The 24,026-nt window shown below is 59.6% G+C and carries 17 protein-coding genes, 1 tRNA gene and 2 pseudogenes; 16 read left to right on the forward strand and 4 right to left on the reverse strand.

Annotation, left to right across the window (positions count from 1 at the left end):
• Window positions 1-259: 259 nt before the first annotated feature.
• Window positions 260-335 (reverse strand) — tRNA-Thr (locus tag I6L44_RS10480).
• 89 nt (window positions 336-424) lie between these two features.
• A complete protein-coding gene (locus I6L44_RS10485) occupies window positions 425-1,165 on the reverse strand; it encodes a phosphatase (protein WP_216954431.1) in 741 nt (246 codons plus the stop codon).
• Window positions 1,166-1,634: 469 nt separating this feature from the next.
• Here I6L44_RS10485 and I6L44_RS10490 point away from each other — a divergent pair, with 469 nt between their 5' ends.
• From I6L44_RS10490 to ruvC, 5 genes are all read left to right on the forward strand, one after another.
• Window positions 1,635-2,288 carry a TetR/AcrR family transcriptional regulator gene (locus I6L44_RS10490; protein ID WP_042020647.1) on the forward strand — a complete coding sequence of 218 codons (654 nt, stop codon included), beginning with the start codon at window positions 1,635-1,637 and terminating at the stop codon, window positions 2,286-2,288.
• A gap of 48 nt (window positions 2,289-2,336) precedes the next feature.
• Window positions 2,337-4,676 carry an acyl-CoA dehydrogenase gene (locus I6L44_RS10495; protein ID WP_069528282.1) on the forward strand — a complete coding sequence of 780 codons (2,340 nt, stop codon included), beginning with the start codon at window positions 2,337-2,339 and terminating at the stop codon, window positions 4,674-4,676.
• Window positions 4,677-4,843: 167 nt separating this feature from the next.
• Window positions 4,844-7,906 carry an efflux RND transporter permease subunit gene (locus I6L44_RS10500; protein WP_216951770.1) on the forward strand — a complete coding sequence of 1,021 codons (3,063 nt, stop codon included), beginning with the start codon at window positions 4,844-4,846 and terminating at the stop codon, window positions 7,904-7,906.
• 15 nt (window positions 7,907-7,921) lie between these two features.
• On the forward strand, window positions 7,922-8,971 hold the full coding sequence (locus tag I6L44_RS10505) for an efflux RND transporter periplasmic adaptor subunit (protein WP_216951771.1): 1,050 nt from the start codon (window positions 7,922-7,924) through the stop codon (window positions 8,969-8,971).
• A gap of 115 nt (window positions 8,972-9,086) precedes the next feature.
• On the forward strand, window positions 9,087-9,608 hold the full coding sequence (gene ruvC, locus I6L44_RS10510) for a crossover junction endodeoxyribonuclease RuvC (RefSeq protein ID WP_005334512.1): 522 nt from the start codon (window positions 9,087-9,089) through the stop codon (window positions 9,606-9,608).
• 95 nt (window positions 9,609-9,703) lie between these two features.
• Here the strand turns inward: ruvC and I6L44_RS10515 are convergent, their stop codons facing one another.
• Window positions 9,704-12,805, reverse strand: a complete 3,102-nt coding sequence (locus tag I6L44_RS10515) for a hypothetical protein (RefSeq protein ID WP_216954432.1) — start codon at window positions 12,803-12,805, stop codon at window positions 9,704-9,706.
• A 520-nt stretch (window positions 12,806-13,325) separates the two neighbouring features.
• Here I6L44_RS10515 and I6L44_RS10520 point away from each other — a divergent pair.
• Entirely contained in the window at window positions 13,326-14,258 is a 933-nt protein-coding gene (locus I6L44_RS10520) for a LysR family transcriptional regulator (RefSeq protein ID WP_216954434.1), read from the forward strand.
• An 83-nt stretch (window positions 14,259-14,341) separates the two neighbouring features.
• Here the strand turns inward: I6L44_RS10520 and I6L44_RS10525 are convergent.
• Window positions 14,342-14,614 (reverse strand): annotated as a pseudogene (locus tag I6L44_RS10525) (transcriptional regulator); the annotation flags it as partial.
• Between the two features lie 274 nt (window positions 14,615-14,888).
• On the opposite strand from I6L44_RS10525, the gene I6L44_RS10530 reads away from it, so the two are divergent.
• The 10 genes and pseudogenes from I6L44_RS10530 to I6L44_RS10575 all read left to right on the forward strand — a co-directional run bounded on the left by I6L44_RS10530 (window position 14,889) and on the right by I6L44_RS10575 (window position 23,897).
• Window positions 14,889-15,152, forward strand: a complete 264-nt coding sequence (locus tag I6L44_RS10530; protein ID WP_216951772.1) for a hypothetical protein — start codon at window positions 14,889-14,891, stop codon at window positions 15,150-15,152.
• A 65-nt stretch (window positions 15,153-15,217) separates the two neighbouring features.
• Window positions 15,218-15,316 (forward strand): annotated as a pseudogene (locus tag I6L44_RS10535) (GNAT family N-acetyltransferase); the annotation flags it as partial.
• Window positions 15,317-15,347: 31 nt separating this feature from the next.
• Window positions 15,348-15,863 carry an AAA family ATPase gene (locus I6L44_RS10540; RefSeq protein WP_216951773.1) on the forward strand — a complete coding sequence of 172 codons (516 nt, stop codon included), beginning with the start codon at window positions 15,348-15,350 and terminating at the stop codon, window positions 15,861-15,863.
• An 11-nt stretch (window positions 15,864-15,874) separates the two neighbouring features.
• A complete protein-coding gene (locus I6L44_RS10545) occupies window positions 15,875-16,651 on the forward strand; it encodes a phosphotransferase (protein ID WP_254204215.1) in 777 nt (258 codons plus the stop codon).
• Window positions 16,652-17,187: 536 nt separating this feature from the next.
• Window positions 17,188-19,095 carry a fructose-specific PTS transporter subunit EIIC gene (locus I6L44_RS10550; protein WP_216951774.1) on the forward strand — a complete coding sequence of 636 codons (1,908 nt, stop codon included), beginning with the start codon at window positions 17,188-17,190 and terminating at the stop codon, window positions 19,093-19,095.
• Between the two features lie 578 nt (window positions 19,096-19,673).
• Window positions 19,674-21,080 (forward strand): hexose-6-phosphate:phosphate antiporter, encoded by a 1,407-nt coding sequence (uhpT, locus tag I6L44_RS10555; RefSeq protein WP_005353611.1) that lies wholly within the window; start codon window positions 19,674-19,676, stop codon window positions 21,078-21,080.
• A gap of 218 nt (window positions 21,081-21,298) precedes the next feature.
• Window positions 21,299-21,604: a PTS fructose transporter subunit IIB gene (locus I6L44_RS10560; RefSeq protein WP_005334611.1), complete on the forward strand. Its 306-nt coding sequence runs from the start codon at window positions 21,299-21,301 to the stop codon at window positions 21,602-21,604.
• Window positions 21,604-22,371, forward strand: coding sequence for a PTS sugar transporter subunit IIA (locus tag I6L44_RS10565; RefSeq protein WP_216951775.1), 768 nt, complete (start codon window positions 21,604-21,606; stop codon window positions 22,369-22,371). Before I6L44_RS10560 ends, I6L44_RS10565 begins: the two co-directional genes overlap by 1 nt.
• A 111-nt stretch (window positions 22,372-22,482) precedes the next feature.
• Window positions 22,483-23,406, forward strand: coding sequence for a 23S rRNA pseudouridine(2457) synthase RluE (gene rluE / locus I6L44_RS10570; RefSeq protein ID WP_216951776.1), 924 nt, complete (start codon window positions 22,483-22,485; stop codon window positions 23,404-23,406).
• Window positions 23,406-23,897 carry an NUDIX hydrolase gene (locus I6L44_RS10575; RefSeq protein WP_021229916.1) on the forward strand — a complete coding sequence of 164 codons (492 nt, stop codon included), beginning with the start codon at window positions 23,406-23,408 and terminating at the stop codon, window positions 23,895-23,897. The genes rluE and I6L44_RS10575 overlap by 1 nt, the downstream gene beginning before the upstream one ends.
• Window positions 23,898-24,026: the final 129 nt, after the last annotated feature.

The following is a 24,026-nucleotide window of genomic DNA, read 5'->3' on the forward strand; positions in this document are numbered from 1 at the left end:
AGATTTTTTCAAGCCTCATTGCATATATAAGAAGACCTCCCTTACCCCCTGCTCCCCTCCATGCAATTTTCCCCCATAATCGAACAGACCTATCCTATCCCCCCTCGATTCTTTTATTTTCCTCTGGTGTTCTCTCTTGCGTACAAGACAAGTTAGCCGCCCGTCATGGGCAGCCTATACACTGTGAAGTGTTGGGCATGGTGTTGGGCAAATGCGCTAAAGAGCTAGCTTTACCAAGAAGCCAACCCTTTGTTTTATATGGTGCCGATAAGGGGAATCGAACTCCTGACCTTCGCATTACGAATGCGCTGCTCTACCAACTGAGCTATACCGGCTTGTTGCTCTCCACATTCATAAAAAATGACCGGCAAGTCAATTGAGCCAGCTCGATTTTATGAGTTGGCTCATGGTGTTAGAGCCCGATTTACAGATCGACAAACTCGGGGATATGGGCCCGGCCGCGGCTTTCGAGAAATTCGAGCAGGGCGCGGGGGGAGCGCGCCAGGATCCGCTCTTGCGGGAAGCCCGCTTCGGTCACCAGACGGTGGCAGTGGTCAAAATCGCCAAGAGTAAATGCCACGTGGGAATCGGAGCCGAAAGTGAGATAGGCCCCCAGATCTCGCGCTGCTTCAACGATGGCGCGGCAGTTGCCTTCACTACCCGGGCGCGAGTGAATGAAGGAGGAGTTGTTGATCTCCAGCGCCACCCGATAGTCCGCAGCCGCCTTGACCACAGCCTGAATGTCGATGGGAAATGAGGGGTTGCCCGGGTGGCTGATCATGTCGACCCGACCGCTCTTGATGGCGTTGATCATCGCCTGGGTATGGGTAGCCTGATCGCAGGGAGGGAATACCTGCTCATGAAAGCCCGCCATGATCATGTCCAGACGCGACTCATAGCGCTCGGGAAAATCGATCTCCCCGTCGAGGTTTTTGATGTTGGCCTCGATACCCCGCAGGATCCCTACCCCATCCACCACTCTTGGCAAGATCGGCAAGTTGGCAAAGTGCCAGACATGAGGGGCGTCGGCCATCTCGGGGCCATGATCCGTGGTGGCGAACAGCTTGATCCCCTTGGCCCTGGCTATCGGCAGATAGTCGTGGATGGTGCTGTAGGCATGGGTGCTGGCAATGGTGTGAGTATGGGTATCGACCGGGTACTTCATCTTCTCTCCCCTCATATTTTGAAAGGGCAGCATAGCAAAGAGCGGCAGCTTGGGCCACGCCAGTGCTTGCCACACTTTGTCACAAAATACCGCGAAGCTGACATAGTCTGAGGGGCTCTGGCTGGCATACTGCCCCCGTCGATACATGCCTGAACTCGCATCGACAGTTTGCCGTCAGGATGACGCGAACTCACTTTCCCCACCGTCGCGCCCTGCGGCGGTTTTTTTTGCCTGCCAACCGCAAACCGGTAACAGACGCGCAAAAAAAAGGCCCAACTAGCATGGTGCAGGTTGGGCGAGACTTAATGTTTAATTGCAGTGGCATAGATATAGAGTCCTGCTTTTTGACTAAGTTCCGCCCACTTTGCTTTTTTCATCGAAAAACATTCCGCTAACACTCATTCACATTCTCTTGACACTTCACGTTATGAAACGTACTTTTTAAACATTCGTTTAAGTGAGGTGTCCAGTGAGTAAAATCGATACCAAAAACCGTATTCTCGACGCCGCTGAAGTGCTGTTTGCCGAGCGGGGATTCGCCGATACCTCTTTGCGTCTGATCACCAGCGAGGCCGACGTCAATCTGGCTTCCGTGAACTATCACTTCGGCTCCAAAAAGGAGCTGATCCAGGCAGTACTCGACCGTTACCTGAGCCTGTTCATGCCGGATCTTGATGCCCGCCTGCGGGTACTGATGGAGCAGGAGCAGCTGACCCTGCTGCAACTCTTTGAAAGCTTCGTCGAGCCGCTGATGAAGCTCTCGGCGGTGCGGGCCAACGGCCCGGCCATCTTCATGCAGTTGCTGGGGCGCGGCTATATCGACAGCCAGGGCCACCTGCGCCGCTTCATTACCGCCCACTACGGCCCCATTCTGATGCGGATCACCCAGGCCATCTCCAAGGCCAATCCGGCCCTGTCGCCAGCGGATCTCTTCTGGCGCCTGCACTTCACCCTGGGCACCGTCGTATTCACCATGGCCTCTGCCGATGCCCTGCGCGACATCGCCCTGGCCGACTTTGGCCAGCAGCTCGATGTGGAAGGGCTGGTGCGCAACGTTATTCCTTATCTGGCGTCCGGAGTCGGGGCGCCCGTGGAGTCGACCAGGCTCTCCCTGGCCGTGTAACAACCAACTATAAATCAACGGAAACAGTGAAATAGAAGGAACTTCGGTATGATCACATTGCTTGTCCTGCTGGTGCTGGCGATAGCCGTTGTGCTCGGCGTACCCTCCATCCGTAAAAAGGTGGTAACCCGTCCGGTGTTCGGCATCTTCAAAAAGATACTGCCGCCCTTGTCAGCTACCGAGCGGGAGGCCATGGAAGCTGGCTCCGTCTGGTGGGATGGCGAGTTGTTTCGCGGCAACCCCGACTGGAAAAAACTGCACGGCTACGGCAAGGCCGAGCTGACCGCAGAGGAGCAGGCCTTTATCGACAATCAGGTCGAAACCCTGCTCGCCATGGTTGATGACTTCAAGATCGTCAACGAAACCAAAGACCTGCCAGAGCCGGTGTGGGACTATCTGAAGAAGGAAGGCTTCTTCTCCCTGATCATCCCGAAATCCTACGGCGGCCGCGAATTCTCGGCGATTGCCAACTCCACCATCGTCACCCGCATTGCCACCAAGAGCCTGAGCGTGGCGGTCACCGTCATGGTGCCGAACTCCCTAGGCCCAGGCGAGCTGTTGATGCACTACGGCACCCAGGCCCAGAAAGATTTCTGGCTGCCGGGGCTGGCCAATGGCAAAGAGGTGCCCTGCTTCGCCCTGACCGGGCCGGAAGCGGGCTCCGATGCAGGTGCCATTCCTGACAAGGGGATCGTCTGCAAAGGGATGCACAAGGGTGAAGAGGTGCTGGGTATTCGCCTCAACTGGAACAAGCGTTACATCACCCTGGCGCCGCGCGCCACCGTGCTGGGGCTGGCGTTCAAACTCTATGACCCGGAAAAACTGCTGGGTGACAAGGAAGAGCTCGGCATCACCTGTGCCCTCATCCCCACCAGCCACCCCGGCGTGCGCGTCGGCGATCGCCACTACCCCATGGGTCTGGCGTTCATGAACGGCCCGACTTTCGGCAAGGATGTGTTCATTCCGCTCGACTGGATCATCGGCGGCCCGGATTACGCCGGTCGCGGCTGGCGCATGCTGGTCGAATGCCTCTCCGCCGGTCGCGGCATCTCGCTGCCTGCCCTGGGCACCGCTTGCGGTCACATGGCGAGCCGCACCGTGGGCGCCTACTCCTATGTACGCAAGCAGTTCGGCATGTCCATCGGCAAGTTTGAAGGGGTGCAAGAGGCGCTGGCACGCATCGGTGGCCTCACCTATCAGCTGGAAGGGGCCCGTCGCATGACCGCCGGTTCGCTGGATTTGGGTCAGGCACCGGCCATCGTCACCGCGATTTCCAAGTACCACATGACCGAAATGGCGCGTCAGATCATGGATGACTCCATGGACATCCACGCCGGTCGTGCCATCCAGCTGGGCCCGAAAAACTACACCGGCTACGCCTACATGGGTATTCCGGTCGCCATCACGGTGGAAGGGGCCAACATCCTGACCCGCAACCTGATGATCTTCGGGCAGGGTGCCACCCGCTGCCACCCGTACGTCTTTGCCGAGCTGGAAGCGGCGGCCGATACCGATGTGGAGCGCGGTCTCGAGAAGTTTGACGCCCTGCTGATGAAGCACATCGCCTTCGGCGCCGGCAACTTCTTCGGCTCCCTGTTCCAGGGGCTGACTCTGGGCCAGTTCAACAGCGCGCCGGTAGCCGGTGAAACGGCTCGCTACTACAAGCAGCTCTCCCGCATGAGTAAAGGGCTGGCCCTGTGCGCCGACGTCTCCATGCTGATGCTGGGTGGCGATCTCAAGCGCAAGGAGATGATCTCCGCCCGTCTGGGTGACGTGTTGAGCCACCTCTATCTGGCCTCCGCCACCCTCAAGCACTACGAGGATCAGGGCCGCATGGTCTCCGACCTGCCGTTCGTGCAGTACGCAGTGGAGCGTAACCTCTACCTGATTGGCAAGGCGTTCGAGGGCTTCTTCCAGAACTTCCCGAACAAGGTGGTGGGTGCCGTACTCAAGCGCGTGGTGTTCCCGTTTGGCGTCGGTTACAAGATGCCGGCCGACGATCGCTGCCACGCCATCTGTCTGGCCATGATGAAACCGGGCGAGTTCCGCGACCGTCTGACCGCCCTCTGCTATGTGGGCAAAGACGAGGCGGATCCGGTCGGCCTGATGGAGCGCGCCTTCCAGGCCATGGTCGCTGTGCAGCCCTACGAGAAGAAGCTGGTGCAGGCCCAGAAAGAGGGCAAACTGCCCCGCAAACTGGCGCTGCCGGAGCTGGTTGCCGCCGCGCTGGCCGGTTCCATCCTGAGCAAGGACGAAGCGGACAAGCTGCTGGCCGCCGATGCCCTGCGCTACGAAGCGATTCAGGTAGATAACTTCGCCCCGGGCGAGCTGGAAGGCTTCTCCCAGCAAGCAAACAAGCAGCCAAACAAGGTCGAGCACGCCGCCTGATCCCCTAGCAAACCTGTACCAAACCGGCCCTCGTGGCCGGTTTTTTTGTTTGTTAACCATGCATTTACAAGCCGGGAGAATTCCAGTTAAATGCTTGAGTCCCTGTTGCAGGGGCTTTGGAAGCAAGGCCAGCGGAATGGCCGATAACAACAACTCAGGAAGAGTGAATGAACCTCGCCAAAACGGCGATCGAACGCCCCATCTGGGTGGCGGTCTCGATCGTGCTGATTTTCCTGCTGGGCCTGCTCAGCATCCGGGGACTGCCGATCCAGCTGTTCCCCGACATCGACCGTCCACACCTCAACATCTCGGTGAGCTGGCGTTCCGCCTCGCCCCAGGAGATGGAGTCGGAGATCACCGACCCCATCGAGCAGGAGATGCAGGGGGTTCAGGGGCTCAAGAGCCTTGTCAGCAACAGCTATCCCGGCTTTACCGAAATCGACATGGAGTTTGCCCTCGGCACCGACATGCAGCGGGCCCAGCTCGACGTGATTTCGCGGCTGAACCGGGTTTCGGGATTGCCGGACAAGATCGGCGGCCCCTACGTCAACAACTACAGCAGCAACGATACCCTTACCTTCTTCTTCATCCAGCAGCTGCCCGGCGCCAAGGGGGTGATCGATGATCATCAGGCGTTGATCGAGGCGCGGGTCAAACCCGAGCTGGAGCGCATTGAAGGGGTCTCGACGGTCGCAGTCGAGGGGATCAACGAGCGCCAGATCCAGATCCGCTTCGACCCCTATCGCGCCGCCGAGCTGGGGGTGGAGATCCCGGTGCTGGCCAGCCGGGCCACCACCGGCTGGGACGTGTCGGCCGGTACCCTCGACATTGGTCGCTGGGAGTACAAGCTGCGCTTCGCCGGTCGTTACGATGTCGAGACGCTGGGGGACAAGGTGGTGGACTGGCGCAATGGCCTACCCATCTATCTGCGGGATGTGGCGGAGGTAAGGGTGGCCAGGGAAGAGAACCCGGTGCTGCGGATCCAGAACGGCAATACCGCCATCGCCGCCCAGATCTTCAAGGAGAGCGGTGCCAATGCCCTGGCCTCCCTTGAGGCGATCAAGGCCCGGGTGAACGAGCTCAACCGCGAGGTGCTGGAGCCGGTCGGGCTGCACATGGAGCAGTCGTTCGATGCCTCCCTCTACATCAATCGCGCCGTCAGCATGGTCACTGCCAACCTGGGTCTCGGGGTGCTGCTCTCCTGTGCCATCCTCTGGCTCTTTCTGCGCCAACTCAAGGCGACCTTGATGATTGCCCTCGCCATCCCCATCAGCATCATGCTCACCTTCTGCCTGCTCAAGGTGATGGATCGCACCCTCAACATCATCTCGCTGGCGGGCATCGCCTTTGCCGTCGGCATGGTACTCGACGCCGCCATCGTGGTGCTGGAGAGCATCTACCGGCGCCACGAGCGGGGGGATTTGAGCAAGGCGGAGGCGGCGCTCGAAGGCACCCGTCAGGTGTGGACGGCGCTGGTCGCCTCCACCCTCACCACGGTTGCTATCTTCCTGCCGGTGTTGCTGCTCAACGATGTGGAGGGTCAGCTGTTTGCCGATCTGGCGCTCACCATCGCCTGCGCCGTGACGGTCTCCATGCTGGTCGCCGTCATCGCGCTGCCTGCGGTGGCGGCGCGCTGGATGGGACATGAAACGCTGACCGATCCCTATGAGTCGCTGTGGCAGCGCACCACTCGTCATGTGATCCGCTGGACCTCGACCTCACGCCAGCGCTGGACGGTCATCACCCTGATGATGAGCCTGCCGGCCCTAGCCACCTGGGCGCTGCTGCCCAAGATGGACTATCTGCCGGACGTGAAACGGGACGCGGTGGATGTCTGGATGAACTTCACCCCCGGGGTCAACCTCAAGGCCCAGCGCGAAGAGGTGATCGATACCCTGATAGCCCGCCTCGCCCCCTACATGAAGGGGGAGAAAGAGCCTGCCCTCAAGAACTACTACATCTTGCGCTACCCGGGGGGCGCCCAGATTGGCGTGCGCCCCAAAGACGAAAACCGCATCAAGGAGCTGGAGAGCCTGTTGATGAAGCAGCTGCTGGTGGGTATTCCCGACACACGGGTGTTCGGCGGTCAGGGGTCGCTGTTTGGCGGCTTTGACAGCGAGAACGGCGTCTCCCTGCTGCTGCAGGGGGGTAACCTGCCCGAGCTCTATCAGGCGGCCCGTGCCAGCATGGGGATCCTCAGCAAGGACCTGCCGGGAGCACAGATCCGGCCCGAACCGAGTCTCGACTTCACCGCCCCCGAGCTCAAACTGGTGCCGCAAGATCGGCGCCTCGCCGAAGTGGGCTGGGATCGCACGCCCCTGCCCACCATCATCCAGACCTTTGGCGACGGCTTGCGGGTTGGCGAGTATTTCGATGGCGAGGATCGGCTCGACATCATGCTGATGGGGCAGAGCTCCGCCAATCCGGACGAGCTGAAGGCAGTGCCGCTGGCCACCCCCTCCGGGCGCATCGTTCCCCTTGGCGAGCTGTTGCGGGTGGAGCATGACATGGGCCCGGCCAGCATCTTCCGGGCCGATGGGCGGCGCAGCATCATCCTGCAGATAGCCCCCCCGGCAGGCATGACCATGGAGCAGGTGATCGACACCCTGAAAAACCGCAGTTTTGCTGCCATCCGGCCCCTGCTGCCCGCTGGCGGTGAGTTGCAGATCGCAGGCAACGCCGACAGCCTGCAACAGGCGCTCGACAATCTGGGGACCATCTTCCTGTTCGCCGTGGTGATCCTGCTGGTGCTGCTGTGGGGGGTGTTTGCCTCCCTCAAGGATGCCCTGCTGGTATTGCTCACCCTGCCCCTTGCCTCGGTTGGCGGCGTGCTGGCGCTGCAACTGAGCGGGCTGCTGGTGCCGCTGCCGATGGACCTGCTCACCATCATCGGCTTTGTCATCCTGCTGGGACTGGTGGTCAACAACGCCATCCTGCTGGTGCATCAGACCCGCACCGCCGAGCGGGACGGCATGAGCCGCCAGCTGGCGGTGGCCGATGCCCTGCAAAGCCGGATGCGTCCCATCGCCATGACCAGTCTCACCAGCATCTTCGGCATGCTGCCGCTGATGCTGAGCCCGAGCGAGGGGAGCGAAATTTACCGCGGGCTCGCCACCGTCATTGTTGGCGGCATGAGCTGCAGCACTCTGTTTACCCTGATCCTGTTGCCTGCCTTCCTGCGTCTCGGGGAGCAGGTGGCGATCCCACAACCCCTGCGCCAGCGGGCCTGAGCAAGGAGCTCATCGATGACACATATGATTACCCGAATGTTGGCTGGCGCTGTGCTGATTGCAGGCAGTGCGCTACCGGTATTGGCCGATCAGGGCAAGATGGTGACCCTGGCGGATGTGACCCAAGGGGATGCGGCCGCCAATATCTGGGTCAGCGGCACGGTGGCGAGTCGCCAGCAGGCGGCGCTCAGCGCCGAAGTAAGCGGCCGGGTGGAGTGGATCGCCGAATTTGGCAGCCGGGTCAAAAAAGGGGCTGAGCTGCTGCGCCTCGACAGCGCAGCGCTGCGCCTCTCGCTGGAGCAAGCTCGCGCCGAGCAGGCGAAATGGCAGAGCAACCTGCGCTTCGCCCGCGCCGAATCCCAGCGGATCACCCGGCTGCATCAGCAAAAGAGCGCCTCCCAGAGCCAGTACGACAAGGCCAGCTACGATGTGGAGCAGGCCGCGCTGGCCGAGCGACTGGCCGCCATACAGGTAAACCAGATTGAAGAACAGCTGCGCCGCAGCCACATCTATGCCCCGTTCGACGGGGTGGTGAACAACCACTTCATCCAGCCCGGAGAGCATGTGGACGCGGGCGAGCAGGCGCTGGAGCTGGTCAACCCGGATCAGCCGGATATCCGCCTGCAGGCCCCCATTCTATGGGCCCAGCAGCTGGCACCACAAACCCGGCTGCGGGTGGAGGGGGAGCAGTTGAGCGGTCACGGCGTCTATTACCAGCGAGCCGCCAGCGCCGATCCCAAGTCGCGCCTCATCGAGCTGCGCCTCAAACCGGAAGCGGGCACCTTCATCATCGGCTCGCCGGTACGGGTTGCCCTGCCACTGGGGGAGCAGCAGAGCATGCTACTGCCCCGGGACGCCCTGGTGCTCGGCACCGATGGCAGCGTGGTCTATCAGGTGGCGCGAAGCGGCAAGTCGCTCAAGGTTAATCGGGTGCCGGTCACCGTGCTGTTTGGCGACAGCCAGCAGGTCGCGGTGAGCGGCGCCCTCAAGCAGGGGGATCAGGTGGTGGTGCGCGGCGCGGGCAGCTTGCAGGATGGCGACACCATAGAATTGTTCAAGGGGTAGCCACGCCCGACGCAGGCTGGCCAATCTTTGCCCGCTTGACCCGGGACATACAGCCAAACGGGCCACAGTTTGCTATCTTGGCGGCCATCACTCGCGTTTAGAGCAATCAACACCCATGAGCATTATTTTGGGCATCGATCCGGGTTCGCGGATCACCGGATACGGGGTTATCCGGGTCGTGGGCGGCAAGGCCGAATACTTGGGCTCTGGCTGCATCCGCACCGATTGCGGCGAGCTGCCGGAGCGCCTCAAGCAGGTCTATGACGGGGTATGCGAGATCATCACCCAGTTCAAACCCACCGAGTTTGCCATCGAACGGGTCTTTATGGCCCGCAACGCCGACTCGGCCCTGAAACTGGGACAGGCCCGGGGCAGCGCCATCGTCGCCGCAGTCAACGCCTATCTGCCGGTGAGCGAATACTCTGCCACCCAGATCAAGCAGGCGGTGGTCGGCACCGGCGGCGCAGCCAAGGAGCAGGTGCAGCATATGGTGACCCATCTGCTGAAACTCTCCGCCACCCCGCAGGCGGATGCAGCAGATGCCCTCGGCGTCGCGCTCTGCCACCTGCACACCCGCCAGAGCCTGATCAAGATGGCCGGCCGCGCCAGCAGCTCGGTACGTGGCCGCTATCGCTGAGCCCTTGTGTTGACCGCGGCTCATCTCGGTATCGCTAAATAAAAAACCGCCCCGGCTATCCGGGGCGGTTTTGTTTGGCCGTTTTGTTTGAGCGCTTAGCGAGCCGAAATGGTGATGCTGGCGAGATCGATCAGATTGACCGCCCCCTTTTGACCGCCTGCATCGTTGTAGGTGTCGTTTGCCTTCAGGTAACTCATGTTGTAAAAATCGCTCACCCGGATGTCATACTCCCCGGCAGGCAGATCCACCACGAACGGCGTCGAGTCACGCAGCGGTTTGAGGTCGCCCTCTTTCATCACATGGGGCATCTGCACCATACCGCTGGCGGCCACCTGGCCACCACTCACTACCGAGATCCGTTTCACCCCGTTGGTCACCCCCAGATTGATGGCATGCTGGGCATTGCTGTATTGCAGGCGAATAGCGTGCTTGCCATCGAGCTTGACCCCCTGCACCAGCAAGCTGTCGTCGGGGCGACCCCAATCCTTGAGGTAAGGGACGGGAATGGCCCCATCGGCGGCGCTCACACTGCCGGTATGGGAGACGTTGGCCGCATCGATGGCGATATGTTGCAGCGCAGGCTGATAGCAAACCGGCTTGGCATGATGGGAGCGGTTGCCGGACTCCGGATAGACCGCCTCGGCACTGTAGCAATAGGCCTGGCCCGGCTGTAACACCATGTCGTCGACCCAGCTGGTCGCACGATCCAGCCCGGAGGCCACCTGCTTGCCATCCCGATAGATGTTGTAGCTGAGCGCCCCCTTGTTGACACTATCCTGCAGGGCAACAACCAGCTTGCCACTCTGCTCGCTAACCCCGAGCAGGGTCGGCTCGGTCGGTGCAAACACCTGCCGGTTCTCGACATCCAGCGGCGCCACATCCTTGATCAGGCGGATATCCTGATCATCAGCCACGGCGGCACCGAGCGTCACCTCAATCCGGTTGCCAGGGGCCAGCATATTTTCACTTATCTGCTCCCCCACCGGAACGCCATTGAGCGTCACGCTCTGCACCGGATAGTAACTGCCCTCCCCGCCCAGCTCCGGCAGTTGCAGCACTATGTCAATCTGCTTGCCACGATAGTTCAATCCCTTGAGTGCAGCCTCGGGCTTGGCCCCCATCAGCTTGTGCAAGTGAGCGGTGACAAACGGCTTGATCCGGATCCCCCCCTCTTCCACCTTGTAGCCGAAGGTGGTGTCGGTCACCATGCCAAGGTAGCCCCCGACAGACCAGAGCTGGCGCTGGGAGTTGATCACCGGTCCCGTCAAATCGGGATGGGTCAGATCCATCAGGGAGGGCTGGCCGGAGAGCCACTCGAGGTTCTCCATGTTGGAGAGGTTCAGCGCGGCACCGCGCATCAGGGAGTCGATATGGTGATCGACCACGGCAACGTTCTGCACCATGGCCGCCGCCTTCAGCCCGTAGGCGGAGACAAAGGGCCAGATGGCGCGGTTATGGTAAACCGGCATATCGGGTTGCTGCGGGAAGTAGACCGGCGCGCCATAAGGGCCCATGGGATAGCGACTGATGATCTCTTTGGCCTGCGCCTCATCGGCAACACCGGCCAGAATGGCGAGGGATTCCCCCAGCAGATCGAACTTGTAGGCCGGGCTCTGATCGGTAGTGGTGTTGATCAGGCTGGCATACATCTTCTCGTCCGCCAGCCAGAAAGCGCGATTAATCGCCAGTTTCAGATCCCCCGCCCACTGGTTATAGCGGATCGCCAGCTCATCGTGCCCCAGCTCGCCCGCCACCCGCGCGGCCAGCAGCAACCCCTGATAGTGGGTCACGTTGGTGGAGAGAGATTTGCTCATGCCGATGTGGGCGATATCGGCGGTGATCCACTTGGCATAGGTCTGGTCGCGCCAATCGAGGAAGGATTGCTCGCCGACATAGAGACCATCTGCGCTATCGAAGGCGGCCAGACGATCACTCTCTATGGTGTTGCTCAGTCCTTCAAACACCTCGGGCAAGAACGCACTGCGCTCGGCATTAGGCAGGGCGGCCAGCACCCGCTCGGCCCCCAGGGCCCAGCTCATGCGGTCGGTACTGATGGGCCAGCTGCCCCCGGTACCGGTATCCTGGATGATCTGGCGTCCTTGCGGGATCAAGCTGTCCAGATCGCTTGTCAGCTCGGCTCTGAAATCAGAGAGCTTGAAGCGCAAGGAGTTGCGCGCACGCATGGGATCAAGCGCCCCCAGCCCCAGATCGGTGGCATAGGAGAGATCCCGCGTCCAGACGTAATGCCACTTGGCGCCGGTTTCAAAACAGTCGCACGGGATCGCCTGCCCCCCGTTGTAACTGCCATCTTTGACCTGAGCCACGCTGTTCTGGCGCATCTCGTGAGCGGCCAGAGCAAACAGGGCATCAAATACCATATTGCCGGAGCGCAGGCGGGGCAGATCGGACTGCTCCTGATAGGTGGTAAAGTTCTCGCCCGGATCACGCAACTCCTGAGTGGTCGACTGCGCATAGCTGCGATACTCATCACTGGCCTGCTTGACCGAGAAGGTGGCCGTTTCCGTCACCCCGGGTTTATAGGTCTCATACTCGCGCTTCTCGAGCAGCTCATGCCCTTCATGGGGATTGATCATGCCCAAATCACTATCGCCTGCAACGCTGACCTGCAACAGAGGAGCATTCTCATCCTGGCTGGCATCCAGCAGGAACTTGTAATACCCCTCCTGCTCCACCCGCACTGTTGCCAGCGGGCACTGGGCATCACAGCGCTGCATCTTGAGCGGGTTGTTCAATGCAATAACGCCGTTGAGCCCAAATCCAATCCCCTCCTGTGCGGAGGCAATCTTTATCTTGTGCTCACCCGCCGTCAGCTTGGCCACCATCACATACTGCCTGTCCCCCTGATAGACCATCTTCAGGGCGGGCTCCAGATTGCCATCAATCCCTTTCAGATAGAGACTCTCGCTGTAATTGGGGTCATCACGCACCATGGAAAACTCGATGGCCGGTGCAGCCAGATCGGCATTAGTCACCTTGACCTGAATGTCCAGCAGCCCCTTTTCCGTCACCACCAGACGGTTGTTCTGCCCGTTGTTCTGGTAGTACATGGGATAGACCTGACCGGGGAAGATGCTGGTCTCCTTGCGGGAATCTGCAGAAAAATCGGGATATTTGGTCCATTCGGGACCGGCCACTTTGAACGGGGACATACCCGAGTTCATTTTCAGGTTGTCCAGACGATAGACGCCCTCCTTGAAGGTCAGTTTGAACTTATCCTCACGACCCCAGCCGCTAAATTCACCGACCATATAGAGATCAAAATTCCAGGGCGCCTTCACCTCGGGTTTGGCTCCGTTATCGTTGCCGCTGGATGAGCTGTCGTTACAACCGGACAAAAGAACCCCGCCGCAGCATAACGCCACAGATAATGCCAATGGACGAATTTTCATATATTCCCTTCGTTACTTTTTTGTTTTGTTATTGAAACAGCATTGAGTAAAACTGTTTTTGCCAGTCTACGTGGTCAGTATTCGCCAGAAAAATAGACCACGTCACCATCGGCATAGATAACATCTATAACCAGATGAAATTACGTGATCCACCGCACCAAACCGGCTATCAAGCGGTAAAAATGATTTGAATACAACGTGAAGGGAGCCACATAAAAATAGCCAGTCAGTAAAGGGGAATAATTGACAGCCCCGAGTGATTACACTAGCTTGGCGCACCACCCGCCCATAACCGGACGCCATGTTCGTGGACAAGCATCTAAGACAATTTATTGAAGTGGCCACCCACAAAAATGTCAGTCTGGCAGCCAGGCAAATGGGGCTCAGCCAACCGACGCTGACGCACAACATGAGAAAACTTGAGGAAAGTCTGGCGACGACCTTGCTGGTCAGGCACGCGGGCGGGGTGACGCTCACCGCTGCCGGAGAGCTGCTGCTGGAGCAGGCTCGCGTAATGCAGCGGATCTACGATGATACCCTCAGGCAGCTTGCTACCCTGCGCGAACGCACCGCTCGGCCGCTAAGCGTGGGCACCGGACATGCGTGGTGGCAACCGGTATTGCAACCTGTCACCGCCCGCTATCAGCAAGCCAACCCATCCTGCGCCATCAATATTGAAGTCGGCAACCATCTGCGCCTGCTCGATCTGCTATTGGGCAATCATATCGACCTGTTTCTCGGACATGAAATTCACGGGCTGGCCAAAAATTACAGCCTGATATTTATTCCGCTATTTATTTCTCACGATGGGGTATTTGTCAGAGCGGGCCATCCCCTCACAGGGAAAATATGCAGCAAGCAGGATCTGGTCGATTATCCGAGCCTGCTGGTGACGCCGGATGAGGATAAATATCTTCATCTGGTCGATGATTTGGCGCGAAAAAAACAGGAACGCGCCGCAATGAAGTTGAATGACAAAATCATTTATAGTAGCAACTCCATACTCACCAGCATTGACATTGTCAATAATAGCAATGCTGTCATGCCTTATCCGGTGAGCATGGCCGGTTATTTTTCCCGATTCGGTATTGGCCAGCTGAATATGGGCGAAGAGTACAACAAGGGGACTATCGGTATTTATATCCCTCGCGAGAAGATCGATGAGCCCCACATTCAGATGTTGTGCCAAGACATTCAAGCTCAGGTCACTTACAACAGCCCCTTAATCGCCATCTTCTGAGCCAGCAATAACTGAGCCCAACGCCTCCATCAAGGTCTCGGGCTGGATGAGTCAACGCCTCATCCAGCCAGATATCCCAACCCTTACCCCACCTCCCCCAGCGCACCGATCAGGGCGTCGAGCCCTTGGTCTACCTTCGAGCGCGGGCAGCCGACGTTGAGGCGGATATAACCTGTGCCTTCCGGGCCGTAGGTGTCGCCGCGCATGATGGCGACCCGGTATTTCTCCACCAGCAAGGCTTGCAGCGCATCCATCCGTTCGGTGGTGTCGATGCCAAGGCCGTTCAAATCAATCCTGGCGAGATAGGTTCCCTCGGGCACCCGATAGTCGATGGCGGGGAAAGCCGCGTTGAGCCGCTGCAGATAGGCGGCCCGTGGAATCGGTCGTCAGACGGCAAGGCGGCTGCTGACCCAGATGCAGCAACCCGAGCTCGCCCCACCCGCCATATCATCACCACTCACCAGCAAACCGCAAAAGCGGGCATCGACCAGAGGCACACGACTGCGGCGCGCGGGCAAATAACAAAGAGGGGGCGCAAAATGTGAGCCTGCTCACTGCGCTGGCAAGGAGAGATTGAGAGCCAAGTGGAGAGGGATATGATGGGCGTCCACTCTCTTCACGAGCCTCTTTATGAGCAACCCGCACGACCAGAACCCACCGAGTGAAATCCATCGCTGTGACAAATGTGGCGAGCGTACCCGCCATATCGTGGTGCTGGTCGCCCGCGATCATAGCCAGGACATCATGCCCAAGGATCCGCGCAAAGCCTTCTGGCAAGCCTTTACTTCCAGCAGCATTACCAACTGGGCGTTTGGCGAAACGCTGGCTTACCAGGCCACCCATGTAAAGCACCTGATCTGCGAGCGCTGCGGCGAGAAGTTTCTGGAATATTGAGTGACCATCAGGCCCAGAGGACGGCGCACCACGGACCGTCAGAGCGGGATAAAAGAGAAATAAAGATGACGTTTGTCGAGACGAACACCGACCAACTGCCGCTAGCGCTGCTGCTGGAGGCCGATCCCGCAGAGCTGCGCATTGCCCCCTACTTTCCAGCCTCCAGATATCTGTTCCAGAAAAGAGCGCTCATAGATGAAACGAATTCTGATTATTGGCAACTCTGGATCGGGCAAGAGCTGGTTGGCAGCTCGATTGGCTGAGGGGTTAACTATCCGCGAGGTCAATCTGGACACCATTGTCTGGCAACCGGGCGGCTTTAACCAAAAACGGCCCCAGCATGAGATTGATCATGCCATTCAAACCCTTGCTCAAGAGCCCTCATGGGTGGTCGAAGGGGTATTTGGTGCCCTGGCCGAGCAACTGCTTGATGCCGCCGATACCCTGCTTTTTCTGGATCTTGACTGGTCTGTATGCCGTGATTCACTGCTATCGCGCGGATCACAAAGTGCCAGGCAACGGGATGCCGTAGCAGCCGAAGAGAGCTTTCAACAACTGCTGGTGTGGGCATCGGAATATGGGCAGCGAGCCGGCAAAAGCTCCCGCCAATTCCATCACGAGCTGTTTGATCGATTCCCAAACGACAAGCACCGTTTCACGACTCGCACAGAGGTACATAGCTATCTCACGCAACTGACCACTCATAGCTAACGGGGTAGAGGATGACGCAACAGGAGCTGGCGAAAATGGGGGGCGCTTCGGTAAGTATCCAGCTGCTGGATGGCAAACCCTGTATCAGAAAAAGCGGCGCATCGCCTGTCGAGCGCCATTTCTACCAACGCGCCGCACTGCATTTGAGCGGGCTCAACACTCCTGCCCTGCTCAAGGTCGAAGGGGAGACCCTGTTCCTTGAGCAGATCCCTCATCCGGTCACGCTCACGCAGCTGCACCACAACGAACAGACCTTTGCTCAGCTGGCCAGCCTGCATAACGCCAACTATCAGCCCAACTTTGCGGTGAAAACTCACGGCTGGTCGCTCGTCGACACCAACGAGGCGCTCTCTGTACTCTGCCTGCCGGAAGCGGTAAACGAGAAGATCCGCCATATCCAGCAAGTCGGCCACGAACTATTCGAGGAGTCATGCCTGATTTCGGGAGATAGCAATGAGGGCAACTGGGGCACCCGCGACAATGGTGAGCTGGTGTTGTTTGACTGGGAGCGATTTGGTTATGGCAGCCCGGCCATCGATCTGGCCCCGCTGGTGCCGCGGATGGGTTCGCTGGCTGAGTATGAAACCATCATTGAACGCTATCTGCGCCACAGCTCGCAGCTCTCTGGCGACCGGTTGCTGCGCCATCTCGTCATGGCCAAGTGCTGGCTGATTATTGAGGTCACCAATCTGCTGACCAGAAGGGAGAAGCCGCAAGCACAGCAATATCTGGAGTGGTATCGGCAACAAGTTCCCAACTGGCTGGGGTCGGTGGCGCATATTGTGTAGTCCGTAGGTTCGAATAGCGGAGCGTATTCGGACGTTCGCGTTATCACCTCTATCTTTTCGGCCATCCCCTCTCTTGCTACCACACTTTCTTCCCAAACAACGCCCCTCTGCGCTCGCCCAGCCAATGCAATTGGCCTCCGCCATGAGGCGCATAAAAATCCTAACCCGCCCGATGAAACTGCGACTTTTTGTGAGAAAGGTCACATCTGATAACGCCTTAAAACCACATATAAATCCAGACCCCGCTGGTGATTAATTTATTGATATGACGCATTACAAACCTGATTTCGAGGCAAACCATAATCCATTCATCTGTTTTTAAAGACAAAATCAGAAATGACCTGAAAATGGCGAGTCCTGCCTGAAAACGGGATCTTCATCACATCGCGTTTTAATGCGCACAAAAATCCAGTGATTAGCACATTTGTCCGATAGGGAGGGGGCGGGCGAGCCGCGATAATGATCAGGTCATTTTTATCCAGTACGTCGATACGTACTCACGCATAGCTTCCGTCACCGGAAGCGGGGAGAGCGCCATGATCACCACCTTGATCAATGAACATCTGATCAATCTCGATTTGAAAGCGACGCGTAAGGAAGAGGTCTTCACCGAGATGGCCCGCCTGCTGGCGTCGCAAGGCAAGGTCAGCGACGAGCAGGCCTTTCTCAAGGATCTGTGGGCCCGCGAAGAGCTGGGTAACACCGGCTTTGAAGAGGGCGTGGCCCTGCCCCACGCCAAGAGTGCGGCGGTATGCAATCCGGCGGTCGCCATCGGCATCAGCCGCAACGGCATCGAGTACGGCGCCGAAGATGGCAAGCCGTCCCACATTTTCTTTATGATCGCCTCCCCCGATGGCGGCGCCAACCACCATATCGAAGTGCTGGCCGAGCTCTCCGGCAAGCTGATCGAAGAGGGGTTTATCGCCAAACTGCTGGCAGCCAACACCCCGGCCGATGCGCTGGCGCTGCTGCTGGCCAAGAAAGAGGAGCAGAGCGCGGCCCCGACCACCAGCAAAGGCTTTATCATCGGTGTCACCGGTTGCCCAGCCGGTATCGCCCACACCTATCTGGCTGCCGAGTCGCTGGAGCGCGCCGCCAAGGAGCTGGGTTATGAGGTGAAGGTGGAGACCAACGGCTCCATCGGCGTCAAGAACAGCCCGACCGCGGACGAGATCGCCCGCGCCAGCGCCATCGTGGTGGCTTGTGACAAGCAGGTGGACATGGCCCGCTTCGCTGGCAAGCCGCTCATCAAAACCGGCGTCAAGGCCCCCATCAAGGATGGCAAGGGTCTGATCGAGCAGGCCCTGAAAGCCCCCGCCTACGTGGCTGGCAAAGAAGATAAAAAAGGTGAGGAGAAGAGCGCGGGTGGCAGTTCCGATCTCTATCGCTACCTGATGAACGGTGTCTCTCACATGATCCCGTTCGTGGTGACCGGCGGTCTGTTGATTGCGCTGGCACTCGCCATCGGCGGCAACCCGACCCCGAGCGGCATGCAGATCCCGGAAGGGAGCATGTGGAACCAGATCCTCAACGTCGGCGTGGCCGCCTTCACCCTGATGATCCCCATTCTGGCGGGCTATATCGCCTACGCAATCGGTGACCGTCCGGCACTGGCACCGGGCTTTATCGGCGGCTGGATCGCCAACAACGGCAGCTTCTACGGCGCTGACGCCGGTACCGGCTTTATCGGTGCCATCATCGCGGGCCTGTTGGTCGGCTATCTGGTGCGCTGGATTGCGACCCGTCAGTACCACAAGATGGTGCAACCGCTGGTGCCGATCCTGATCGCCCCCATCGTCGGTTCGCTCTTTATCGCTGCGGTATTCATCTTCATCATCGGCGCCCCGATTGCCGACATGATGACTGGCCTCAACGCCATGCTGCTCTCCATGAGTGGTGGCAGTCTGGTGCTGCTGGGTATCGTGCTGGGTGGTATGGCCGGCTTTGATATGGGTGGCCCGGTCAACAAGGTGGCCTTCCTGTTCTCGGTCGGCATGATCGCCTCCGGTCAGACCCAGTTTATGGGTGCCATGGCCTGCGCCATCCCGGCTGCGCCCCTTGGCATGTCGCTGGCTACCGTACTCGGTCGCAAGCTCGGCATCTTTGACGAGTCCGAGATCGAAGCGGGCAAAGCCGCCGGTGCCATGGGTCTGGTGGGGATCTCCGAAGGGGCGATTCCGTTCGCCGCCCGTGACCCGCTGGCCGTCATTCCGGCCAACGTGCTGGGCAGCATGACCGCCGCTGTGATGGCTTTCCTGTTTGGCATCACCAACAGCGTCGCCCACGGTGGCCCCATCGTAGCCCTGCTGGGTGCGGTCAACAAGCCGCTGCTGGCCCTGCTCTGCATGATCTGCGGTGCCATCGTCACCGGCGTGGTGGCGGTTGCCCTGAAAAAACTGCGGGTCAAAAAGAGTGATGAGGTAACTCTGGCCAAGGCGGCCTGAGTCCCTCTCGCCATCGCGGCTCATAGAGCATAAAAAGAGGCCACCCCACGGGGTGGCCTCTTGTTTTTTGGGATGGCTGGCGAGCCGTATTTCCCAAAATCGCCCCCCGAGAAATAGTGGTCGATAAGCACTCTTCCCTTATCTCTGCTTTCACCTCTCCCCTTGCCTTTCCCTAGCTCCCTTCTAGCCTCTCCCCTCCTCAGCCCAGCACTCACACAGAGCGCCAAACTGGCTGAAATGGCAGCAATCCGGCGTCAGCGGTGTGATGTTTCTCACGCTTTGTCCGCGAAAGCGCAAAAACTAGGAAAATTTCCTAGCCCCACTAGGGATGGCTCTCAAGCCATTTTTTGCCCCTCTTATTAGAGTCACCCCACCTGATGTCGTGACCCGCACCGCGATGGGCAATGTGCCCCGTTATCCCGTGTCGGGCCCGGGTTTATATGGATGGAGCGTCGAGCGCAGCAACGGCTGACAGCCCCGACGTTCCGTTCCCCCTTCCGTGGCGTGACCTCGAACAACCTATCTACAAATGAGGGGCGCGGCGGAAATACCGTCTATCTCGCAGAGGATGAACGAAGATGTTGAAATTGCTCCAACAGGTCCGGGTTCCCACCCTCGACCTGCCGGTCGAAGCCCGGCGCAAGCTCTGGTTCAAGCCGTTTATGCAATCTTATCTGGTTGTATTTATTGGCTATTTGACCATGTATCTGATCCGCAAGAACTTCAACATTGCGCAAAATGACATGATCCAGGAGTACGGTCTCTCCATGACCGAGCTTGGCATGATCGGTCTTGGCTTCTCCATCACCTACGGGGTGGGCAAGACCATCGTCTCCTACTACGCCGATGGCAAGAACACCAAGCAGTTCCTGCCGCTGATGCTGATCCTCTCCGCGCTGTGCATGCTGGGCTTCAGTGCCAGCATGGGTGGCACAGGTTTCAGCCTCTACTTCATGATCTTCTTCTATGCCCTGAGCGGTTTCTTCCAGAGCTGTGGCGGCTCCTGCAGCTACTCCACCATCACCAAGTGGACCCCTCGCAACAAGCGCGGCACCTATCTGGGTATGTGGAACCTCTCCCACAACGTGGGCGGTGCCGGTGCGGCCGGTGTGGCGCTGTTCGGTGCCAACTACCTGTTCGATGGCAACGTGCTCGGCATGTTTATCTTCCCCTCCATCATCGCGCTGATCGTCGGTTTTATCGGCCTGCGCTTTGGTAGCGATTCGCCGGAAGCCTATGGCCTGGGCAAGGTGGAAGAGCTGTTTGACGAAGTGGCGAGCGAAGAGGATATCGCCACCGAAGAGCAGCAGCTGACCAAGTGGCAGATCTTCGTGAAGTACGTGCTGCTCAACAAAGTGATCTGGCTGCTCTGCTTTGCCAACATCTTCCTCTACGTAGTGCGTATCGGTATCGACCAGTGGTCTACCGTCTATGCCCACCAGGAGCTGGGCTTCTCCAAAGACGTGGCCATTCAGGGCTTTACCTTCTTCGAAGTGGGCGCACTGGTCGGTACCCTGATGTGGGGTTACCTCTCCGATCTGGCCAATGGCCGTCGTGGTCTGGTTGCCTGTGTGGCACTGGCGCTGATCATCGCGACTCTGGGTCTCTACCAGCATGCGACTACCCAGTTCATGTTCCTGGGCTCCCTGTTCACCCTGGGCTTCCTGGTGTTTGGTCCGCAGTTGCTGATCGGCGTCGCCGCCGTGGGCTTCGTCCCCAAGCAGGGCATCAGCGTAGCCGATGGCGTCAAGGGCACCTTCGCTTACCTGATTGGTGACAGCTTCGCCAAGCTGGGTCTGGGCATGATCGCCGATGGCACCCCCATCTTCGGTCTGACCGGCTGGACCGGCACCTTCGCGGCGCTGGATATCGCAGCCGCCGCCTGTCTGGTGCTGATGGGTTGTGTCGCGGTCGCCGAAGAGCGCAAGATCCGCCGCATCAAGCGCGAACTGAAAGCCGCCGAGCTGGCTGCCCAGACCGCCTGATAGCCATAACAACAGACGCAGATTGTTCAGGGCCACCCACAGGGGTGGCCCTTGTTGTTTGGAGCAATCAGACACCCGACTGGCCGGCATGAGCCTGCACTACCGTTCAAGGGACGGGCATATCCCCATCAAGATCCCACTTTTCATATGGACTTTTGGTAAAAGCCCCCCGCTGGCGCTATCTTGTTGCTCCCCCTTGTCAGCATCACAGAGAGCAGATGAAGATCGTCGCCGTCACCGCTTGCCCGACCGGTATTGCCCATACCTATATGGCTGCCGATGCCCTGCAAAAAGCCGCCACTGGGCTGGGACTCAAGATCAAGGTCGAAACTCAGGGCGCCATGGGCATGGAGAACATGCTGACCGCCCGCGATATTGCCAGCGCCGACCTGGTGCTGATTGCCTCCGATATCGAGATTGAGCAGAAAGAGCGCTTCCTCGGCTGCACTATCCATCAGGTGAGACTGGAAACCGTGCTGCTGGATGCCAACGCCGTACTCAAGGCCCTGCCGATCCCGGCCTGATGCTGACTCGCGAAATCACCTTCTACTGCCAGCAGGGGTTGAGCATCACCCAGGCCAAGCAGTTGAACCGGCTGGCGGGAATGTTCAAATCCACCATCCGCTGCGCCAACCTCACCCGGCGCCAGACCGTTGCCGCCAGCAACCAGCTATCCCTGTTGACCCTCGCCACCCAGCCCGGCGATCTCTGCCAGTTGCAGATCGAGGGCAACGACGCCGAGCTGGCCCATATGGCCTTCACCTGCTGGTGTGGCGAGCTGGGTCAACCGCTGGTGCGCCCGCATACCGCCGCGCTGGCGGAGTTGCGACTGGCCAACGCCCTGCCCGACTACCATTTTGCCCTGCGCCAGCTGGCCCACAGCCCCGAACCGCTGACCAAGGCCGAAGCCCTCGAGCATCTGATCGATCTGCTGCCCACCGAGCTGATCACCAACCGCGCCACACTGACCGCTGCGGTAGAGCGGCGCGAGCAGGTATCGGCCACCATCATCCGCCCCGGCCTTGCCATGCCTCATGTATTGAGCGAAGGGATCAGCCGGCCAGCGCTGACCCTGCTTAGCTGCAAGGAGCCCATCGAGTGGGGCTCTCAAATCGGGCAGGTGCAGACCATTATTCTGCTGGCGGTGCCGGTCGGTAGCGGACGGGAGACCCTGCGCCCCCTCACCCGACTGGCGCAGGCGATGATCGACGATGTGGTCAGCCACGCCCTGCTGCTGGCGGGCTCGGCCCCCGCCCGTCAGGCTATCGTGATCGAGAGCCTGCTGAGCTAGGCGAATTGGCTCTGGGCACTGCTTGTTGAAACCCCAGCCATTCATCCAGCCCTCAGCCCCCTGTGGTACACTCGCTGCCATCGTCTGTCGTCTGTCTGAAGTGTGTATCCGATGAAATCTCCCCGCTCCCGTCTCTCTGTCAGCCGCGCGCCGCGCGATAACGCCCCGCGCACGGCGGCCAAACCAGCCGCCCCCCGCCATGCATCCCCCCGCAAACCGGAGCTGGCTCCAGAGGATCGCAAATTGCTCCTGCTGAACAAGCCCTACATGGTGCTCTGCCAGTTCACCGACGAGGCGGGCCGCGAGACCCTCAAGGATTACATCAAAGAGCCCGGCATCTACGCCGCAGGCCGGCTTGACCGCGACAGCGAGGGGCTATTGCTGCTCACCAACGATGGCAAATTGCAGGCGCGCCTCACCCAGCCAGGGGAGAAGACCCCCAAGACCTACTGGGTGCAGGTGGAAGGGATCCCGAGCGAAGAGCAACTGGCCGCTCTGCGCGCCGGTGTCGAGCTCAATGACGGCATGACCCTGCCCGCCGGGGCGCGCATCATGGATGAACCTGCGGTGTGGCCGCGCAATCCGCCGATCCGCGAGCGCAAGGAGATCCCCACCCGCTGGCTGGAGATCAAGATCATCGAGGGACGCAACCGGCAGGTGCGGCGGATGACCGCCCATATCGGCCACCCCACCTTGCGCCTTATTCGCTACGCCATCGGTGACTGGACCCTCGATGGTCTGGCACCCGGCGAGAGCCGCAGCCTGCCCGTCCCCGAGCTGGTGCCGAGCTCCAGCAGCCGCCCGCGTCCCTCCTCATCCCGTTCAGGCGCTCATACCGCCAAACCGGCCAAACCGGCAGGGGAGGCACCACGGCGGGCCAGCCAGCCGAGACGGGACGAGCGTCCCCGCACCACTCACCCAACCGAGCGTTCAACTTCAAACCCGACAGGCGGCAAACCCCGCAGCAGCGGGCGAGGAACGGCACGCAGACCCGCCCGTGCGGGCAATCCCAATAGCAACGACAAGGAGTCATGATGAGCAATCAGGCAGAGCAATCGGCCACCAGCCACGCCCGCATGGAGGCGCGCCTGACGGTCGCCGCCCTGGTGCAGTGGCAGGGGCGCTTTCTGGTGGTGGAAGAGGAGATAAAAGGCCAGCGCCGTTTCAACCAACCCGCCGGCCATGTGGAGCCGGGGGAAAACCTGCTTGAAGCGGCTTGCCGTGAGCTGAAAGAGGAGACGGGTCTGACCGCCACGCCGACCGCCTGGCTTGGTACCTATCTCTTCAAACCGGCCGACAGCGAGGCCACCTATGTGCGCACCGCCATCATCTTCGACCTTGAAAAAGCGCCGGGTCAGCACCACCCAGAGGATCCTGACGGTGATGTGCTGGCTTGCCACTGGCTCACTCTGGAAGAAATTGCGGAATGCAAACCGGCCCTGAGAAGCCCCTTGGTGTGGCAGTGCATTCAGGACTATCTGGCGGGGACACGGCTGCCACTGTCGGCACTCAAGGCCTTTATTTGAGAACCTGTCCACGCTCTTACTGCGAGGCCGTGATCAAGGCTCATGTGCTGCTCTTTACCTTGCTGACGGCCTCTCGTGACAGATCGTGAACAGGCTATCCGATATCGTTTGGCACCATTTTTTCATCAT

The sequence above is a fragment of the Aeromonas sp. FDAARGOS 1414 genome, assembly GCF_019047065.1.
GTDB classification, from domain to species: Bacteria; Pseudomonadota; Gammaproteobacteria; order Enterobacterales; family Aeromonadaceae; genus Aeromonas; species Aeromonas veronii_A.

Coding starts and splice junctions, on each gene's coding strand:
- I6L44_RS10485 (WP_216954431.1), bottom strand. CDS start 1,165: ATGAAGTACCCGGTCGATACCCATACTCACACCATTGCCAGCACCCAT.
- I6L44_RS10495 (WP_069528282.1), top strand. CDS start 2,337: ATGATCACATTGCTTGTCCTGCTGGTGCTGGCGATAGCCGTTGTGCTC.
- I6L44_RS10500 (WP_216951770.1), top strand. CDS start 4,844: ATGAACCTCGCCAAAACGGCGATCGAACGCCCCATCTGGGTGGCGGTC.
- I6L44_RS10505 (WP_216951771.1), top strand. CDS start 7,922: ATGACACATATGATTACCCGAATGTTGGCTGGCGCTGTGCTGATTGCA.
- ruvC (WP_005334512.1), top strand. CDS start 9,087: ATGAGCATTATTTTGGGCATCGATCCGGGTTCGCGGATCACCGGATAC.
- I6L44_RS10530 (WP_216951772.1), top strand. CDS start 14,889: ATGAGCAACCCGCACGACCAGAACCCACCGAGTGAAATCCATCGCTGT.
- I6L44_RS10540 (WP_216951773.1), top strand. CDS start 15,348: ATGAAACGAATTCTGATTATTGGCAACTCTGGATCGGGCAAGAGCTGG.
- I6L44_RS10545 (WP_254204215.1), top strand. CDS start 15,875: ATGACGCAACAGGAGCTGGCGAAAATGGGGGGCGCTTCGGTAAGTATC.
- I6L44_RS10550 (WP_216951774.1), top strand. CDS start 17,188: ATGATCACCACCTTGATCAATGAACATCTGATCAATCTCGATTTGAAA.
- uhpT (WP_005353611.1), top strand. CDS start 19,674: ATGTTGAAATTGCTCCAACAGGTCCGGGTTCCCACCCTCGACCTGCCG.
- I6L44_RS10560 (WP_005334611.1), top strand. CDS start 21,299: ATGAAGATCGTCGCCGTCACCGCTTGCCCGACCGGTATTGCCCATACC.
- I6L44_RS10565 (WP_216951775.1), top strand. CDS start 21,604: ATGCTGACTCGCGAAATCACCTTCTACTGCCAGCAGGGGTTGAGCATC.
- rluE (WP_216951776.1), top strand. CDS start 22,483: ATGAAATCTCCCCGCTCCCGTCTCTCTGTCAGCCGCGCGCCGCGCGAT.
- I6L44_RS10575 (WP_021229916.1), top strand. CDS start 23,406: ATGAGCAATCAGGCAGAGCAATCGGCCACCAGCCACGCCCGCATGGAG.